The sequence below is a fragment of the Bacteroides sp. NSJ-48 genome (assembly GCF_014287405.1).
GTDB classification, from domain to species: domain Bacteria; phylum Bacteroidota; class Bacteroidia; order Bacteroidales; family Bacteroidaceae; genus Bacteroides; species Bacteroides stercoris.
In genome coordinates this window covers 1-18,181 of sequence record NZ_JACOOD010000019.1, presented here as the reverse complement: position 1 = coordinate 18,181, position 18,181 = coordinate 1, and the positions used below count along the sequence as shown (strand labels likewise).

The 18,181-nt window shown below is 46.8% G+C and carries 16 protein-coding genes; 14 read left to right on the top strand and 2 right to left on the bottom strand.

Going from position 1 to position 18,181, the window contains the following annotated elements:
- Window position 1: 1 nt before the first annotated feature.
- Entirely contained in the window at window positions 2-2,530 is a 2,529-nt protein-coding gene (locus H8S52_RS10675; protein ID WP_186909779.1) for a glycoside hydrolase family 88 protein, read from the bottom strand.
- Window positions 2,531-2,961: 431 nt separating this feature from the next.
- On the opposite strand from H8S52_RS10675, the gene H8S52_RS10670 reads away from it, so the two are divergent.
- From H8S52_RS10670 to H8S52_RS10630, 9 genes are all read left to right on the top strand, one after another.
- Entirely contained in the window at window positions 2,962-3,435 is a 474-nt protein-coding gene (locus H8S52_RS10670; protein WP_016661177.1) for an arginine repressor, read from the top strand.
- Window positions 3,436-3,480: 45 nt separating this feature from the next.
- Window positions 3,481-4,038: a GNAT family N-acetyltransferase gene (locus tag H8S52_RS10665; RefSeq protein ID WP_005652819.1), complete on the top strand. Its 558-nt coding sequence runs from the start codon at window positions 3,481-3,483 to the stop codon at window positions 4,036-4,038.
- 93 nt (window positions 4,039-4,131) lie between these two features.
- The gene (locus tag H8S52_RS10660) at window positions 4,132-5,340 is read left to right on the top strand and encodes an argininosuccinate synthase domain-containing protein (protein ID WP_186909818.1); all 1,209 of its coding nucleotides are present in this window, start codon (window positions 4,132-4,134) and stop codon (window positions 5,338-5,340) included.
- Window positions 5,341-5,559: a PspC domain-containing protein gene (locus tag H8S52_RS10655; RefSeq protein WP_186909778.1), complete on the top strand. Its 219-nt coding sequence runs from the start codon at window positions 5,341-5,343 to the stop codon at window positions 5,557-5,559. It begins immediately after the preceding gene.
- Window positions 5,552-6,520, top strand: a complete 969-nt coding sequence (gene argC / locus H8S52_RS10650) for an N-acetyl-gamma-glutamyl-phosphate reductase (protein ID WP_117955673.1) — start codon at window positions 5,552-5,554, stop codon at window positions 6,518-6,520. The genes H8S52_RS10655 and argC overlap by 8 nt, the downstream gene beginning before the upstream one ends.
- A gap of 33 nt (window positions 6,521-6,553) precedes the next feature.
- A complete protein-coding gene (locus H8S52_RS10645) occupies window positions 6,554-7,675 on the top strand; it encodes an aspartate aminotransferase family protein (RefSeq protein WP_117940868.1) in 1,122 nt (373 codons plus the stop codon).
- A 123-nt stretch (window positions 7,676-7,798) separates the two neighbouring features.
- Window positions 7,799-8,572, top strand: a complete 774-nt coding sequence (gene proC / locus H8S52_RS10640) for a pyrroline-5-carboxylate reductase (RefSeq protein ID WP_016661175.1) — start codon at window positions 7,799-7,801, stop codon at window positions 8,570-8,572.
- A 28-nt stretch (window positions 8,573-8,600) separates the two neighbouring features.
- On the top strand, window positions 8,601-9,155 hold the full coding sequence (locus H8S52_RS10635) for a helix-turn-helix domain-containing protein (RefSeq protein WP_005652831.1): 555 nt from the start codon (window positions 8,601-8,603) through the stop codon (window positions 9,153-9,155).
- Window positions 9,156-9,199: 44 nt separating this feature from the next.
- The gene (locus H8S52_RS10630) at window positions 9,200-10,855 is read left to right on the top strand and encodes an AMP-binding protein (protein ID WP_117740476.1); all 1,656 of its coding nucleotides are present in this window, start codon (window positions 9,200-9,202) and stop codon (window positions 10,853-10,855) included.
- A gap of 128 nt (window positions 10,856-10,983) precedes the next feature.
- On the opposite strand, the gene H8S52_RS10625 is transcribed toward H8S52_RS10630, so the two are convergent.
- Window positions 10,984-12,612, bottom strand: coding sequence for a beta-N-acetylhexosaminidase (locus H8S52_RS10625; protein ID WP_255470045.1), 1,629 nt, complete (start codon window positions 12,610-12,612; stop codon window positions 10,984-10,986).
- Window positions 12,613-12,728: 116 nt separating this feature from the next.
- Between H8S52_RS10625 and H8S52_RS10620 the strand changes: the two genes are divergently transcribed.
- The 5 genes from H8S52_RS10620 to H8S52_RS10600 all read left to right on the top strand — a co-directional run bounded on the left by H8S52_RS10620 (window position 12,729) and on the right by H8S52_RS10600 (window position 18,000).
- Window positions 12,729-13,946, top strand: a complete 1,218-nt coding sequence (locus tag H8S52_RS10620; protein WP_186909776.1) for an acyloxyacyl hydrolase — start codon at window positions 12,729-12,731, stop codon at window positions 13,944-13,946.
- 48 nt (window positions 13,947-13,994) lie between these two features.
- Window positions 13,995-14,480, top strand: a complete 486-nt coding sequence (locus H8S52_RS10615; protein ID WP_186909775.1) for a GNAT family N-acetyltransferase — start codon at window positions 13,995-13,997, stop codon at window positions 14,478-14,480.
- Window positions 14,481-15,400: 920 nt separating this feature from the next.
- Window positions 15,401-16,909: a site-specific integrase gene (locus H8S52_RS10610; protein ID WP_255470044.1), complete on the top strand. Its 1,509-nt coding sequence runs from the start codon at window positions 15,401-15,403 to the stop codon at window positions 16,907-16,909.
- 66 nt (window positions 16,910-16,975) lie between these two features.
- Entirely contained in the window at window positions 16,976-17,563 is a 588-nt protein-coding gene (locus H8S52_RS10605; RefSeq protein WP_186909774.1) for an ORF6N domain-containing protein, read from the top strand.
- Between the two features lie 26 nt (window positions 17,564-17,589).
- Window positions 17,590-18,000 carry a hypothetical protein gene (locus H8S52_RS10600; protein ID WP_186909773.1) on the top strand — a complete coding sequence of 137 codons (411 nt, stop codon included), beginning with the start codon at window positions 17,590-17,592 and terminating at the stop codon, window positions 17,998-18,000.
- Window positions 18,001-18,181 lie beyond the last annotated feature (181 nt).

The following is an 18,181-nucleotide window of genomic DNA, read 5'->3' as shown; positions in this document are numbered from 1 at the left end:
CCTATTTTATTTTCTCCAGTTCCAGACATCCCATAATGAACGGTCCCGTTGCTTTGGCGTCATTATCCCTCATCTTTTCACCTATGTAATATTCAAAACTTCCGTCGCGATACGGATGACCGCCCAAACCGCCAACCTGGCAACAACGGGTCAGAGTCAGCGTTCCGTCCTGTTTCTCCACCAGCAATTTATCTTTCAAGCCCTGCAGAGCCTTTTCCGCTACAGCGCGGTATCTGGCATCGATATATCCTTTATTCACTGCTTTTGCATAAGCATACATACATTGGGTGGTCACGGATGCCTCAGGGAAATTACCCTTGCGTTTAGGTTGGTCGATAACCTGATACCAAAGTCCCGCCTTATCCTGATATTTCGGCAATGTCTCCGCCAATCCGCGGATATAGCCAATCATGTCGGCACGTCCCGGATGATTTTCGGGTATATAGTCCAAAGCATCTACCAGCGCCATAAACCACCAGCCTATACTGCGCCCCCAGAAGTTGGGAGAATGTCCGGTTTCCGGGTTCGCCCAACGCTGGCTCTTGCTTTCGTCCCACGCATGATGATACAGTCCTGTCTTGGCATCATAGGTATGTTTATGGCAGAGACGGAACTGCTTCACCGCCTCATCAATCCATTCCGGTTTATTGAATTCCGCACCATACTGCGCCATAAACGGAGAAGCCATATACAGTCCGTCCAGCCACATCTGATGCTGATAAATCAGTTTATGCCAGAATCCACCTTCCAAAGTACGGGGCTGGTTCTTCAACTGTTTGATAAGGATATCCATTGCCGCTTTATATCGTTGGTCGCCGGTTTCACGGTAAAGGTCAAACAGCACCTTTCCGGAGTTAATGAAATCCAGGTTATAAGTGGACTTATCATACAGATGGATTTCTCCCTTTTCATTAATCAGAGAGTCGGCCCATTGCTTCACATAATCATAGTAACGACGTTCGCCCGTTGCTTTCCACATCTGCAACATGGCGCAGCAACCCACTCCCTGGGCATAACCGAAGAACAGGCGCTTGCCGTGATCCAACCGGTAAGCCTGCGGGAAACGCATCATCTCGGAGTCGGCAAACCAACGCGCATACGAGCCTTGTTCCCATGTATCCGTACGGAAAGGCACTGCGGGCAAACCCGACTTATTATAAAGATTTACACGGAAGAAGTTACAAAAGCCGTAACGTACGGCAACCGGCTCCGCCACCTGCGGAGCGGAAACTTCCAGCCGGCTGCCTTTTATCACAGCCACCGCCGGATAGAAACGCCGGTCGGCTCCCGCAACCAGAAAGTCCTTGACCGGAGCATTCTCAGGTGTCATCAAACCGTCTTCGGCATATTCAAAACTCAATACAGCCTTATTGCCGCTGACTTTCATCGTTTTGAAGAGCGGGCCGGAGTATGCCACATCCTTCCCATATTGTTTGGCAAGCGCCCACAAAGCCATGCGTTCACCCGCCACGCGCTTATTACGCGGATGAATATCCGTAGAATCCGCCGCATCCGTAACGACCGCCATGCCCACATTCTTCAGCCCGCTTTGCCATGTTTTGAGCTGTGCTTCACGAATACCGGCCGGCTGTCCTTTATGCGGAGCAATCTGCATGAAATAGAACGGCATGTCGGGTTGCTTCCATTCTTTCCGCCAACTGTTAATCATATTGGTGAATACCTGCTGATATTTTTCATGACGAATGGCATTCGATTCTCCCTGATACCAGATATTTCCTTTCACCGTATATCCCAGAATAGGATGAATCATACCGTTCCAAAGCGTAGCGGGGACCTTGCAATATCCCTTCTCCTGCTTCACATTCTTCAAAGCAAAATCTTCAAGTACATCTGCATAGAGCGGATTGTTCTTCATAACACTCATTTTCGTCCACGATTCCGCATGCGTGCCTCCCCATGTAGACTGTATCATACCTACCGGCACATTCAATTCCTTATGCAACCGGCGTCCGAAAACGAATCCCACAGCCGAGAAGTCATACAGGTTTTTCGGCGTGCACACCAGCCACCGGCCTTGACAGTCATCCATTTCACCGTCGGGAGCCAACTGATGTTCCACCCGAAACAGACGAAGTTCCGGATAATCCGCGTCCTTCATCTCCTCGGCTTCCGTTATCATACCGGTCATCCATTTTTTATCGGGATGCTTGCAAACCGGATATTCCATATTGGATTGTCCGGTACAGAGCCATACTTCACCTACCAGTACATTATTAATAGTAATCGTATTCTCACCGCTCACCGTAACAGACTGCCCTTTTGCAGCCGCAGGCGTTTTCAGCTTCACAGTCCATTTGCCGTCAGCCGCAGCCTTGGTTGTCACGGTTTTATCCGTCCATGACGCTTTTACCGAAACCCGTTCACCGGGCGTTGCCTTTCCCCACAGATTGACTTGCGCGTTTTGCTGCAATACCATATTGTCGGAAAAGATAGCCGGAAGTACCACTTTGGCAGAAACGGAACCTGCCAATACTAAAAGAAAGGAAATTAATCCAAGTAGTTTTTTCATGTGCCTTTGATAGTTTTAATAGAATTAAGAAATGAACTTTATTCTGTATTGCAAAAATAAGAGCTTCACGGCAAACGGACTCTGAGCCTTTTGGCAGTTCTCTTATTGTTTTTGTCGTTTATCACCAACTCCACCCCGCCCAAGACACGGTTATACTTGCCGTTTCTCTTACGGCAGCCAGGAACAAACCGCACGCAGACAGCTTGCACTTACCCCACACTGAGTTTTTCAGGCTACCTGTCTGAAGTTGTCGCAAAGATATAATTAAAAGATTTCCGATAAAAGGCTTTTAATTATATTCCGAACCTGCATACATATACCGTCTTTTTTACGTTTTTTGCATATTAAAGAATAAAAAAATCCCATTTCTGTATATTCTTTCCAAAATATTCCCTACTTTTGCACCAACCTAAGAATAATTATACAGAAACATGAAAAAGAAAGCCAATCGGTTAGATGCCATCAAGATGATTATCTCAAGCAAAGACATCAGTTCTCAGGAAGAGCTGTTGCAGGCTTTGGGCAAAGAGGGCTTTGAGCTGACACAAGCCACCTTGTCACGCGACTTGAAACAGTTGAAAGTAGCCAAAGCGGCCAACATGAACGGGAAATATGTATATGTTCTTCCCAACAACATCATGTACAAGCGCAGCAACGACCAGAGTGCAAGCGAAATGCTGATGACCAGCGGCTTCATTTCCCTCCATTTCTCCAAGAACATTGCCGTCATCCGCACCCGGCCCGGCTATGCCAGCAGCATGGCTTATGACATCGACAACCGCGAATGTCCCGCCGTACTGGGCACCATTGCCGGCGACGATACAATCATGATGGTTCTGCACGAGGCTGCATCCCACGAAGAGGTGCGTATGTTTCTGTCACAAATCATTCCTAACATAAAGTAAACCTGTACAACTATATTACAACGAATATATAACGAAATAAAAGAAATGGATTCGAAACAGATTGATGTGATGGTGGCCGACGCCTCACATGAAGTTTACGTGGATAAGATTTTGGATACCATCCGAGAAGCTGCCAAGGTGCGCGGAACGGGCATCGCAGAACGCACACACGAATATGTGGCGACTAAAATGAAAGAAGGAAAAGCTATCATAGCTTTATGTGGAGACGAATTTGCAGGTTTCACCTACATAGAAAGCTGGGGAAACAAGCAGTATGTGGCAACATCGGGCCTCATCGTACATCCCGATTACCGCGGCTTGGGACTGGCCAAACGTATCAAGACGGCTTCTTTCCGCCTGGCACGCCTGCGGTGGCCCAAAGCCAAGATATTCAGTCTGACCAGCGGAGCGGCCGTTATGAAAATGAATACCGAACTGGGCTACGTACCGGTTACTTTCAATGAACTGACAGACGACGAGGCTTTCTGGAAAGGCTGCGAGGGCTGTATCAACCATGACATACTGGTAGCCAAAAACCGGAAGTTCTGCATTTGCACGGCAATGCTTTACGACCCGAAGTTACACGAGGAAGATAAAATATAATTAATTATAGATTTTGAATTATGAATGGGAACACACAGACTCGTTTACAAGCCTGATTCCCAATTTATAATTCAACATTCAAAATTCATAAGTATTATGGAAAAGAAGAAAAAAGTAGTAGTTGCATTCAGCGGTGGTCTGGACACCTCATTCACAGTTATGTATCTGGCCAAAGAGAAAGGATACGAGGTATATGCGGCTTGTGCCAATACCGGCGGTTTCAGCCCCGAACAGCTGAAGACAAACGAAGAGAACGCCTACAAACTGGGTGCTGTAAAATATATTACTTTGGACGTAACGCAGGAATATTACGAAAAGAGCTTGAAATACATGGTATTCGGCAACGTATTGCGTAACGGTACTTATCCTATTTCCGTAAGCTCCGAACGTATATTCCAGGCGCTGGCCATTGCACGCTACGCCAACGAAATCGGCGCAGACGCCATTGCACATGGTTCGACCGGTGCGGGTAACGACCAGATTCGTTTCGACATGACTTTCCTTGTCATGGCTCCGGGCGTGGAAATTATCACGCTGACACGCGACATGGCTTTGAGCCGCCAGGAAGAGATAGATTATCTGAACAAGCACGGCTTTGCAGCCGACTTCGCCAAACTGAAATATTCCTATAACGTAGGTCTGTGGGGTACTTCCATTTGCGGCGGTGAGATTCTGGACTCCGCACAGGGACTTCCCGAAAGCGCCTATCTGAAACATTGCACCAAAGAAGGCAGCGAACAGTTGCGCCTGACCTTCGAGAAGGGTGAGCTTAAAGCGGTCAACGATGAAAAATTCGACGACCCCATCAAGGCTATCCAGAAGGTAGAGGAAATCGGTGCGGCTTACGGCATCGGCCGTGATATGCACGTAGGCGATACGATTATCGGCATCAAGGGCCGCGTAGGTTTCGAGGCAGCCGCTCCCATGCTGATTATCGGCGCACACAAGTTCCTTGAGAAATACACATTAAGCAAATGGCAGCAATACTGGAAAGACCAGGTAGCCAACTGGTACGGTATGTTCCTGCACGAAAGCCAGTACCTGGAACCGGTAATGCGCGACATCGAAGCCATGCTGGAGTCCTCGCAACGCAATGTAAGCGGTACTGCGATTCTCGAACTTCATCCGCTCTGTTTCTCTACCGTAGGCGTGGAAAGCGACGACGACCTTGTAAAGAACAAATTCGGCGAATACGGTGAAATGCAGAAAGGCTGGACTGCGGAAGACGCCAAAGGTTTCATTAAGGTGACTTCTACCGCACTGCGTGCCTATTACTCAAACCACAAAGACGAAGAAATCTAAATGATGAACCGGAAGCAAAAATTAACGCGCCCCCGAAACGGAAAAATGCTTTCCGGCGTATGTGCAGGACTGGCAAACTTTTTCGGACTCGACGTGTCACTGGTACGCATCATCTACGTTTTTGCTACGATCTTCACTGCGTTTGCAGGTACACTTATATATATCATACTATTAGTTATAATACCAGAAGAACCCAATAGATATTATCAACATGATTAAAGTAGGAATCATCGGCGGAGCCGGATACACGGCAGGCGAACTGATACGCCTGTTACTGAACCATCCCGAAGCGGAAATCGTATTCGTAAACAGTTCGAGCAATGCCGGCAACAAAATAACCGACGTACACGAAGGGCTGTACGGAGAGACGGATCTAACGTTTACCGACGAACTTCCGTTGGACGAAATCGATGTGCTTTTCTTCTGCACGGCGCATGGCGACACCAGAAAATTCATGGAAAGCCACAACGTACCGGAAGACCTGAAGATAATCGACCTCTCCATGGACTATCGCATCAAGAGCGACGACCATGACTTCATCTACGGCCTTCCCGAGCTGAACCGCCGTGCCACCTGCACGGCAAAGCATGTTGCCAACCCCGGCTGCTTCGCCACCTGCATCCAGTTGGGCCTGCTTCCGCTTGCCAAGCATCTGATGCTGAACGGCGATATTATGGTGAATGCCATCACCGGCAGCACCGGTGCAGGCGTCAAGCCGGGAGCTACGAGCCACTTCAGCTGGCGCAACAACAACCTGAGTGTGTACAAGGCTTTCGAGCACCAGCACGTGCCCGAAATCAAGCAATCGCTCAAACAGCTCCAGAACAGTTTCGATTCGGACATTGATTTCATCCCTTATCGCGGTGATTTTCCCCGCGGCATCTTTACCACTATCGTGATAAAGACCAAAGTGGCGTTGGAAGAGATTGTCCGCATGTATGAAGAGTATTATGCCAAAGACTCCTTCACGCATATCGTCGACAAGAACATCGATTTGAAGCAGGTTGTCAACACCAACAAATGCCTTATCCATTTGGAAAAGCACGGCGACAAGCTCCTTATCATCTCCTGCATAGACAACCTGCTGAAAGGAGCCAGCGGACAAGCCGTACATAACATGAACCTGATGTTCAATCTGGAAGAGACTGTCGGTTTGAGACTGAAACCCAGTGCTTTCTAAAGTATCTTTAATTTGTAATCAGTTACTGAAAGAATGAAACTATTCGATGTATATCCCCTTTTTGACATCAATATTGTCAAAGGAAAAGGCTGCCATGTATGGGACGATAAAGGTACGGAGTACCTCGACCTCTATGGCGGTCATGCAGTAATCTCTATCGGACATGCACATCCGCACTATGTAGAGATGCTCGGCAAGCAAGTAGCCACGCTTGGATTCTATTCCAACTCCGTTATCAACGAACTGCAACAGCAACTGGCAGAACGGTTGGGAAAGGTCTGCGGATACGATGATTATTCCCTTTTCCTTATTAACAGCGGAGCCGAAGCCAACGAAAACGCGTTGAAGCTCGCTTCGTTCCATAACGGACGGACCCGCGTGGTATCCTTCTCGAAAGCTTTCCACGGACGTACTTCATTGGCGGTAGAGGCAACCGACAATCCCAAAATCATTGCTCCCATCAACAACTGCGGACACGTTACCTATCTCCCGCTGAATGATACAGAGGCAATGAAAGCCGAGCTGGCGAAAGGCGATGTATGCGCTGTAATCATCGAAGGCATTCAGGGAGTGGGCGGCATACAGTTGCCCACCGATGAGTTTATGCAAGCCTTGCGCAAGGCCTGTACAGAGCACAATACGGTACTGATTCTGGACGAAATCCAAAGCGGTTACGGACGTAGCGGCAAGTTCTTCGCCCATCAGTACAACGGTATCAAAGCCGACATCATCACCGTAGCCAAAGGCATAGGCAACGGATTTCCGATGGCGGGCGTACTTATCAGTCCGATGTTTACTCCCGTTTACGGCCAGCTCGGAACCACTTTCGGCGGAAATCATCTGGCTTGCAGCGCTGCGCTTGCCGTACTGGATGTCATAGAGCAGGAAGCTCTTGTAGACAATGCCGCCCAAGTAGGCGCATACCTGATGGAAGAGCTGAAGAAATTCCCGCAAATCAAGGAAGTGCGCGGACGCGGACTGATGATTGGCCTCGAATTTGAAGAGCCTGTCAAAGAACTGCGTTTGAGGTTACTGAAAGAACAGCATGTCTTTACCGGTGTCAGCGGCACGAACGTACTCCGCCTGTTGCCGCCCCTGTGTCTCGGCATGGACGAAGCGAACCTCTTCCTGGAACGTTTTAAGAAAGCACTTTGACAATTTACGGATAATCAGCCGGCAAAAGATACGACCGAAAGAAGAATACCTTCCTGTTTCGGTCGTTTTTTCATTAAAATCTTTACCTTTGCCCGAAGACAACTTTTTAAATGACAAGATGATATGAAAACAGCAATTATCGGTGCAGGAAATATGGGCGGCTCCATCGCCCGCGGTCTGGCAAAAGGAACCATCATCCCCGCCAGCGACATCATTGTTTCTAATCCCACGCAAGGCAAACTGGATGCGTTAAAGGCTGAGTTCCCCGCTTTGCAAACCACACGCGACAATCAGGAAGCCGTTACCGGCGCCGAGCTTATCATACTCGCCGTCAAACCGTGGCTGATAAAACCGGTGGTAAGCGAACTCAAGCTCAAAAGCAAACAGATACTTATCTCCGTAGCTGCCGGCATCCCTTTCGAAGAACTGGCACACTACGTGGCAGACAAGGAGATGACCATGTTCCGCCTCATCCCCAACACCGCCATCAGCGAGATGGAAAGCATGACGCTCATTGCAAGCCGTAACGCCAGCAAGGAACAGGAACAGCTTTTGCTCGACATCTTCAACCAGATGGGACTTGCCATGCTGATTCCCGAAGATAAGATAGCGGCAACCACCGCCATGACTTCCTGCGGCATCGCTTATGTACTGAAGTATATCCAGGCAGCCATGCAGGCCGGAATAGAACTGGGCGTTTACCCCAAGGACGGCATGCGCATGATAGCCCAGTCGGTAAAAGGCGCCGCCGAACTGATTCTGAACAACGACACGCATCCCGCCATAGAGATTGACAAGGTATGCACTCCCGGCGGAATTACAATCAAGGGTATCAACGAGCTGGAGCATCAGGGATTCTCTTCCGCCATTATCAATGCCATCAAAGCAAGTAAATAACCGTACTAATCCACTTAATAAAAACCACATGGACGAACAGATTAAACAAATAGCCGAACGCCTGCGCGGACTGCGCGACGTATTGGAATTGAATGCCGAAGACATCGCCCGCGATTGCGACATCCCGGCAGAAGAGTACCGTCTTGCCGAAACGGGAGAATTCGACATCTCCGTAAGCATGCTGCAAAAGATAGCCCGCCGTTACGGCATCGCACTAGATGCCCTGATGTTCGGCGAAGAGCCGAAGATGAGCAGCTACTTCCTTACCCGTGCCGGCAAGGGAACCAGCATCGAGCGTACAAAAGCCTATAAATACCAGTCACTGGCTGCCGGCTTCATGAACCGCAACGCCGACCCGTTCATCGTCACCGTCGAACCCAAACCGGATAACGAGCCGATACACTACAACAGTCACTCCGGACAGGAATTCAACCTTGTACTGGAAGGCCGCATGATGCTGAGCATCGACGGCAAAGACTTGATTTTAAACGAAGGAGACAGTTTGTATTTCAACTCCAAACTGCCTCACGGCATGAAAGCACTGGACGGAAAGAAAGTACGTTTCCTTGCCGTAATCATGTAACAACACATAAATGAAGAACGGTGAATGAAGAAATTCCAAAAGTTATGGTAGAAAGATTTTTATCGCAAACGTCCTTTACATCTCAAGAGGACTTCATCAAGAATTTAAAGATTAACGTACCGGAGAATTTCAATTTCGGTTATGACGTAGTGGATGCCTGGGCGGCCGAACATCCCGACAAGCCCGCACTGCTCTGGACCAATGACAAGGGCGAGCACATCCAGTTCTCATTTGCCGACATGAAACGCTATACGGACATGACGGCTTCCTATTTCCAGAGCCTCGGCATCGGCCACGGCGATATGGTAATGCTCATTCTGAAACGCCGCTATGAGTTCTGGTTCAGCATCATCGCACTGCATAAGCTGGGAGCCGTCGTTATCCCCGCCACACACCTGCTTACCAAGAAAGATATTGTATACCGCTGCAATGCCGCAGACATCAAGATGATTGTCTGTGCCGGCGAAAGCGTCATTACCGACCACATCACGGCTGCCATGCCCGACTCTCCGAGTGTAAAGAAGCTGGTCAGCGTAGGCCCGGAGATAGCCGAAGGTTTTGAGGACTTCCACAAAGGCATTGCCGATGCCGCCCCTTTCGCACGACCGGAGCATCCCAACAGCAACGACGATATTTCTTTGATGTACTTCACCAGCGGCACTACCGGCGAACCCAAAATGGTGGCGCACGACTTCACGTATCCGTTGGGGCACATCGTTACCGGAAGTTTCTGGCACAACCTGCACGAAAACAGCCTGCACCTCACCATTGCCGATACGGGCTGGGGTAAAGCCGTATGGGGCAAACTGTACGGACAATGGATAGCCGGAGCCAACATCTTTGTATACGACCACGAGAAATTCACTCCTGCCGATATTCTGACAAAGATACAGGACTATCACGTCACCTCGCTTTGTGCACCGCCTACCATCTTCCGGTTCCTGATTCACGAAGACCTGACGAAGTACGACCTCTCTTCATTGCAGTATTGCACCATTGCCGGAGAAGCGTTGAACCCCGCCGTATTCGATACATTCAAGAAACTGACAGGCATCAGCCTCATGGAAGGTTTCGGACAGACCGAAACCACCCTTACCGTAGCCACCATGCCGTGGATGCAGCCCAAGCCGGGCAGCATGGGATTGCCCAATCCCCAATACGACGTAGACCTGATAGACCATGACGGCCGTTCGGTAGAGGCCGGTGAACAAGGACAGATTGTAATCCGTACCGACAAAGGCAAGCCGCTCGGTCTGTTCAAGGAATATTACCGCGATGCCAACCGCACCCGCGAAGCATGGCACGACAACATCTATTATACCGGCGACGTTGCCTGGAAGGACGAGGACGGCTACCTCTGGTTTGTAGGCCGCGCCGACGACGTTATCAAGAGCAGCGGTTACCGCATCGGCCCGTTCGAAGTGGAAAGCGCCCTGATGACGCATCCCGCAGTTATAGAATGTGCCATCACCGGAGTTCCCGATGAAATACGGGGACAAGTGGTGAAAGCCACCATCGTATTGTCCAAAGACTATAAGAACCGTGCCGGCGAGGAACTGGTCAAGGAGTTGCAGAACCACGTAAAGAAAGTGACCGCTCCTTACAAATACCCCCGTGTCATAGAGTTCGTTGACGAACTTCCCAAGACCATCAGCGGTAAGATACGCCGTGTGGAAATCCGGAAGAACGACGAGAAATAACCGCTTCGGAATAAGCAGAAGCATAGATGGCTTGTAAAAGAGACAGCGGTTGTATCAAAATGATGACTGACGTATTATCTGTCATTCTATAATTGATACAACCGCTGTCCTGTTCTTTGGAATAAAGCCTACAGCTTCCGTACTATATCCTGCAAACGGAAAAAAGCATCCGAGTAACGTGCTCCCCACAATTCGTACCTTTCACACTGCGTTTCCACCTTACGCGAAAAGTTGTCCCAGCTTTTCTTCTCTGCCGGCGACCACACATTCTCTGCCAATGCCGCCATGCGGGGAAAGAGTGAGAACTCCGCTTTCCATGTAGTAGGGATATACTCTGTCCATAAGCATCCTTGAGCACCCCAGATAAATTCAGTCTGTCGGGCAGTCAGCGAATCAGGAACAATCCGGTACTCATACACTTTCTCCAATGACAAAGGTCCTTTCGGTCCTATCTCGGATTGTGTACGGCTTTCTTTCGTATTGAAATACGACCACGACGAGCAGGCAAATATGGTACGGTGTCCGGTTTTCAGCGCTTTCACGCCATAGTCCGGACGGCGCCAGTTCATGACAATGCAATCCTCGGATATGCCGCCTTCCAATATTTCGTCCCAGCCGACAAGCGTTTTTCCTTTGGCATTGACCACATCCTGTACATAATGAATAAAATAGCTTTGCAAGGCTTTCTCGTCAGCCAAGCCATGGTCGCGCATGAACTGCTGCGTTTCCCCGGATTCCTGCCACCAGCGTTTGGCACACTCGTCACCGCCTACATGGATATATTGTCCGGGAAACAAATCGCACAATTCCGAAAACACGTCTTTCAGAAAGTCGAAAACTTCCGGTTTCGGAGCCAGTACATTATTGAACTTATTGAAGATTCCCCAGGTAAGCGCACACTTTTTCGGTTCATCCGGCGTAGTGCTGAATTGGGGATAGGTGGCAAGCACAGCCATGCAATGTCCGGGAATGTCAATCTCCGGTATGACGGTGATGTACCGCTCGGCAGCATACTGCACAATTTCGCGGACATCCTCGTGGGTGTAGTAACCGCCGTAAGGAAGCGGCCGGTACTTTCCCGGATACAGTCCCTCTATTTCCCCTTCGCGCACAGAACCTTTTGCCGTCAGTTCGGGCCGGCACTTCATCTCCACACGCCAAGCCTGGTCATCCGTAAGATGCCAATGAAAATAATTCAGCTTGTGTAAGGCAAGATAATCTATATATTTCTTGATAAACTCTACCGGAAAGAAATGGCGTACCACATCCAAGTGCATCCCCCGATAGGCAAAGCGGGGATAATCCACTACCTTTACCGCCGCAAGAATCGGCAATACTCCGGCACGGGCAGGCAGCATCTGAATCAAGGTCTGCACTCCATAGAATACGCCTGCCGCATCGTTTCCCTCGATGCGGATACCCGTACCGGGAATAACTTCCAACCGATAGCCGCCGGAAATTTCACCGTTGTTCCGATTGACCAGCACGATACTGTTTACCGCATTGGCTGTCGTGCGTTTTTTGCCTTTCTTCGGCACATCAACCTGCAGGGGAATACCTAAATAACGGTTTGTATAACCGGCAAGAAAATCAGCCGATGCGATTAGAGAAGAATCGGACACGCGGACAAGCATGTCTCTTTCAATCAAGACCGTACCCTCTCCGGCAGCGGTTATCTCCACCGGTTCGGGAATGATGTCAAACTGTTTCTCCTGTGCCTGCCCCGCAAGCGCAGAGATTGCAAAGATTGCAGTCATAAATTTCTTGAATAACATAGATGATGAATTATTAACCTTGCAAATATAAGATTTTCATGCAAATAAAAAGATAAAAGGACTATATTTGCACAAGATTCAGAGAACGCCACGACATCATGAATAGTAAAATGCGGACCGGAAGAGATATGATTCTCTTAATGATTATACTGTTCCTGTCCGATAATATATGCGCACAAGATGCTTATATCCACCGTCTCGGCATTGAAGGCCGGGCGGGATATATTTTCCCCACCAGCTCCTTTCTGCGGGGTGAAAACGATATGCGCAAAATAATGAGGTCCGCTTGCTCCGCCCACTTGAAGTACTCATTCCGGCTGCCACCGGGTACTTCCGCCGACCGGGTATACGGAAGTTCCTATCAGGGAATAGGATTGGGCTATTTCGATTTCGGCAACCGCAGGGAAATGGGAACTCCCGTTGCTCTCTACGCCTTCCAAGGCGCCCGCATCACCGGAATCACTCCCCGCTTGTCGCTTAACTACGAATGGGGGTTCGGCGCATCTTTCGGCTGGAAGCCGTATGACTACCTCAGCAATCCCAACAATACTGTAATGGGAAGTAAAGTGAACGCCTATCTCAGCGCAGGCATTCACCTGAACTGGATACTTTCCCCGCGGTTCGACCTCAATATCGGCGCAATGGCAGTACATTTCTCCAACGGCAATACCCGGTACCCCAACACCGGACTGAACACGATAGATTTTAAAATCGGAGTGGCATATAATTTCAACCGGGACATTGACAAAACCTTGCAACCGTTGCAGCAAATTCCGGTTCCGGCATTCCCCCGGCATGTCAGCTATGACCTTATGCTGTTCGGTTCGTGGAGACGGAAAGCCGTTGACGTTCCCGGCGGACAAGTCCCCGCTCCCGGCAAATACGGCGTAGCCGGGTTCTGTTTCGCTCCGATGTATAACTTCGGATATAAATTCCGTGCAGGAGTATCCCTAGACGGTGTCTATGATGCCAGCGCCAACATTTATACAAAGGATTACGCTACCCAGCTCGACGGTGCCAGCGAGGAAGAGGCATTCGGCACTCCCCCGCTTCGCAAACAACTCTCTCTGGGTGTATCGGCACGCGGAGAATGGGTAATGCCCTACTTTACCGTGGGCATAGGTTTCGGAGCCAATATCCTGCATGGCGGGGGCGACTTGCAATCATTCTACCAAATCCTGGCGCTCAAAATAGATATGACCCGCGACACATTCCTGCATGTCGGCTACAACCTGAAGGATTTCCACGAGCCCAACTATCTGATGCTGGGTATAGGGTATCGATTTAATAACAGGCGTCCCCGGCTGTATCGTTAATTAGCAAGCACTTACCTGCTTAAATTATCCAAACAATGATTTTTCGGTATGATTAGACCTATACAACTTCAAGATGTCAAGTACATCACCGATATTTATAATGAGTACATCCTCAACAGTACCTATACATTCGAAACAGAACCGATATCCGAAGATGAGATGCGCCTGCGTATAGCAGAAATTTTTCCCCACTTTCCCTTTTTCGTATGCGAAACAGACCATAAAGTTGTGGGATACTGCTATGCACATCCCTGGAAACAACGGACGGCTTACCGATATACCCTCGAAACGACAGTATACCTGTCTGCCCGACATAGAGGAAAAGGACTCGGCAAACTGCTGATGCAGGTTCTCATCAAAGAATGCCGGCAACATAATTATCACACACTGATAGCTTGTATTACCGCTTGTAATACGGCCAGTTGTTCCTTACACAGCAAACTTGGCTTTACACAAGTTTCCCACTTCAAGGAAGTAGGAATGAAGTTCGGAGAATGGCTGGATGTAGCAGATTATGAACTGATATTGAAATAAAGAAAACTGTTTTTTGGTCGTCACTCGTCACCTATTGCCCGTATCCCTTTACCAGAGGGCGATACAGAGGTGACGAGAAGTGTGACGACCGGTGACGAGAAACTATCGGTCATCACTAAAATATCCGCTTTTTCAGCATTTCATCTTCTATAACTATTTAATTATCTGTCACTTTACCCAATAATACACATCTCATCATATTTTGCGGCATTCTGCCCATATTAAGGGAAAAAAGTACCCCAACCCCTTACATTTTGTCCCAAAATGCACAAGGAAAATACACTTTCTCCTTGTTCTTTTTCTTGCGTTGCACCTTATATTATGCCGTCATAGCTCATGATAAATTCCGTTTTGCAGCTGCGAACCATACAGTTTCCATCTGCGGGCTGTACAGCCCGCAATTGGCAACCGTAGAGCCCGCAATTGCAAAACGAGGTTTTTGCTGATATACAGCTGCATTTACAATGCTCCTTTACGACATAATACACTATGGACAACGATATTTCTTACAGGGGATTCCAACTGAAACAGCTAACGTATATACTTTTTCGGTTTACATCTTGGTTTACATGAGCGGCATAATTCAAGGTAAAATGCGACTCTATTTTTGCTGAAAAACAGAGCGGTCCGAAAAAAAATAAGATTTCCGATTTAGATAAAGAGCATAAAAAAAGCTTCATAAATCAATGATTTACAAAGCCTTAAATGAGTACTCGAAGCGGGATTATCAAGTATAAAATGCCATAAAATAAACCTCATTATAATTCAAATGATTATCAGTTATTTATATTTTTGAAAAGTTAAGACTGATTGCATAAAATCTTAGTAAATTGCAATTATCACGCCAAAAACACGCCAAAAGTTTAGATTTGGCGTGATTGTTTTATATCTTTGCAATGCGTTTTAAAACATAAGGTATTATGGCAACAATAGAACTAAGATTATCCCCGAAAATCCAAAAGGAAACAGGGCGCAGTGAAATTCTTCTTCGCCTGTTTCAAGGTAGCAAACTAAATCTTCGTGCCAAAAGTGGAGTTTATGTTACAGCTGAACACTTTGAATATTTCATTGACAGAAAGAGAACCTTTTTAAACGGTGTAAGTGTCCCTGAAAAGGCTACTTCCGTAACAATGAAAGAAGCTGTAAAAAATGGATATGTAGTTTTTGAACGTGGTGATGTGTTTGTTCGGAATAGAATAGCATCAGAAGATAAGACCTATCACGACAATGCCAAAAAGAAGATTGAAGAATTAAAACAAATCATCCTTGAAAGTTATGAAATCGCAGATAAAGATGCAGTATCAAGTGATTGGCTACAAATGGTTATTGATAAATTCCACCATCCTGAAAAATATATTCCAAAAGACGAGCAACCAAATAAACCCTCTTTCTTCGACTGCATGAACGACTTTCGGGATAATGCCAAGAAGAAAGTGAACGGTAAGCGTGAGGGTGACAAGTCAGACGTATGGAAAAAGAACTTTGATGTATTGGTACGAGCATTGCACCGCTATGAATACTTTATCCGCTTATCAGACTGTAAGCGCAAAGGCTTCGCTTTGGATATTGATACAATGGATAAAGAAACCTTAGAGGACATCGAAAGCTATTTAAGAAATGAACATACTTTGTTAGAGGAATACCCCAATATCTTTGCAAAGTTCCCTGCAAATACCGACACCAAGCGTAAAAGCCCGAAGCCTCAACCAAGAGGGAACAATACAATTTGTGCCCTATTCAACAAATTAAAAGCGTTCTATAATTGGGCAATTGAAAAGGGAAAGACCGCAAATGACCCATTTAAGAGCTATGAGGGTGTAACATCGGAAAAGTACGGCACACCCTATTACATTACGCTGGAGGAACGTAATCAAATAGCCGACTTTGATTTATCCGCTCGTCCTGCATTGGCTACCCAAAGAGATATTTTTATTTTTCAATGTTGCATCGGTTGCCGTGTGTCTGATTTGATGAGGCTTACCGAAAGCAACATCATTGATGGGGCGGTGGAATACATTCCTACCAAAACAAAAGGGGAAAACCAAAAGACGGTCAGCGTACCCCTTAACAACAGAGCAATGGAAATACTTAACCGCTACAAAGGGAATACCAAGAAAGGGCTAATCCTGCCTTTTATCAGCTCACAGAAGTACAATGACGCTATCAAAGAGATATTCACGATATGCGGTGTTACCCGTAATGTTACGGTAGTAGATAGCATTACCGGGAAAGAAGTTCAGCGACCTATCAATGAAGTAGCCTCATCCCACATGGCACGAAGATGTTTTGTCGGCAATCTGTATCAAAAAGTCCAAGACCCCAATCTGATTGCATCCATGAGCGGACACGCAGAGGGAAGCAAAGCTTTTGCCCGCTACCGAGCCATTGATAAGGACACAAAGAAAAAAGTAGTTTCACTCATTGATTAAAATTCAAGGTCACAATTTGAGAGCTTGAAGATACATTATTGATTTTTTAACACCACCGATATTATCATGGAAATAGCAGTAATCCAAAACAAAATCTACGAGATAAGAGGTCAGAAAGTAATGATTGACCGTGATTTAGCTGAAATGTATGGAGTGCAAACAAAGGCTCTAAACCAAGCTGTAAAGCGTAATATAGAACGTTTTCCCGAAGACTTTATGTTTCAACTTACCACAGAAGAAACGCAGAATTGGAAGTCACAGATTGTGACCACCAATTCTATAAAGATGGGACTAAGACGAAATCCGTATGCGTTTACGGAACTTGGAGTAGCAATGCTTAGTTCTGTGCTAACCTCCAAAATAGCTATACAAGTAAACATAGGTATTATGCGAGCCTTTGTAGCAGTACGGCAATACCTCTTATCAGCAAACAATCCAACGCAGGAAATAGAGGACTTAAAGCAACGTGTCAAAGAATTAGAGGAAAGCAGTGAAGACACCTTAGCGGCCATCAACGACCTATCAGAGGACACCCGCAAGGAACTTGACGATATTTATTTGGCTCTTACAGAATTAGCAGAAAAGAAAAAAAAACTACCTAATTGCAATAAAATCGGCTATGTAGCAATACAAGAAAGAAGAAATGAAAAATAGAAAACCGCTACTCCTTACAAAATATTATGAAAACTTATAAGCCAATGCGAACACCGCAAGAATATTCCTACCAGCTAAATGCGATAAATACCGGCTTAGAGAATATAGACTATGAAATATGGGAATTTATAGGCAAGGGAGATATTAATCAGATAGACTTCAAGCAAAACATAGTTCCGTCATTTGTTCAAAAAAAAATATTTGGATATGTAAGCCTACCTGATTTTCGCACTTCCATGTTGTTAAGTGGCGTACACTCTTTATCGCTTGATTTTAGTGTTTATCACGAAGAACTCTCTTTTTTAATAAACAATGAAATGAAAAAAAGCGTTCCTGACTTATTTGTAATGGAAATGCTTGAAGGAATGAAGAAATATAGACAATTATACAAAAATAAGAAAAATCTCTGGAATAACCTCGAAAAACGGGAGAAATGACGCTAAATGACTTAATATCAGAGTCGTTACGATGTCAAATGATGACAAGCCGAAAAATCGGAAAACGCAAAGAAAAGCGGATTTAAGAAGAAGAATGGTTTGCAAATCATTACCCGTGAAAGAGTAAGATTTAACATATGAGAGATGCTATTGCACCGTTTGTCACCGATTTGCGTATCAA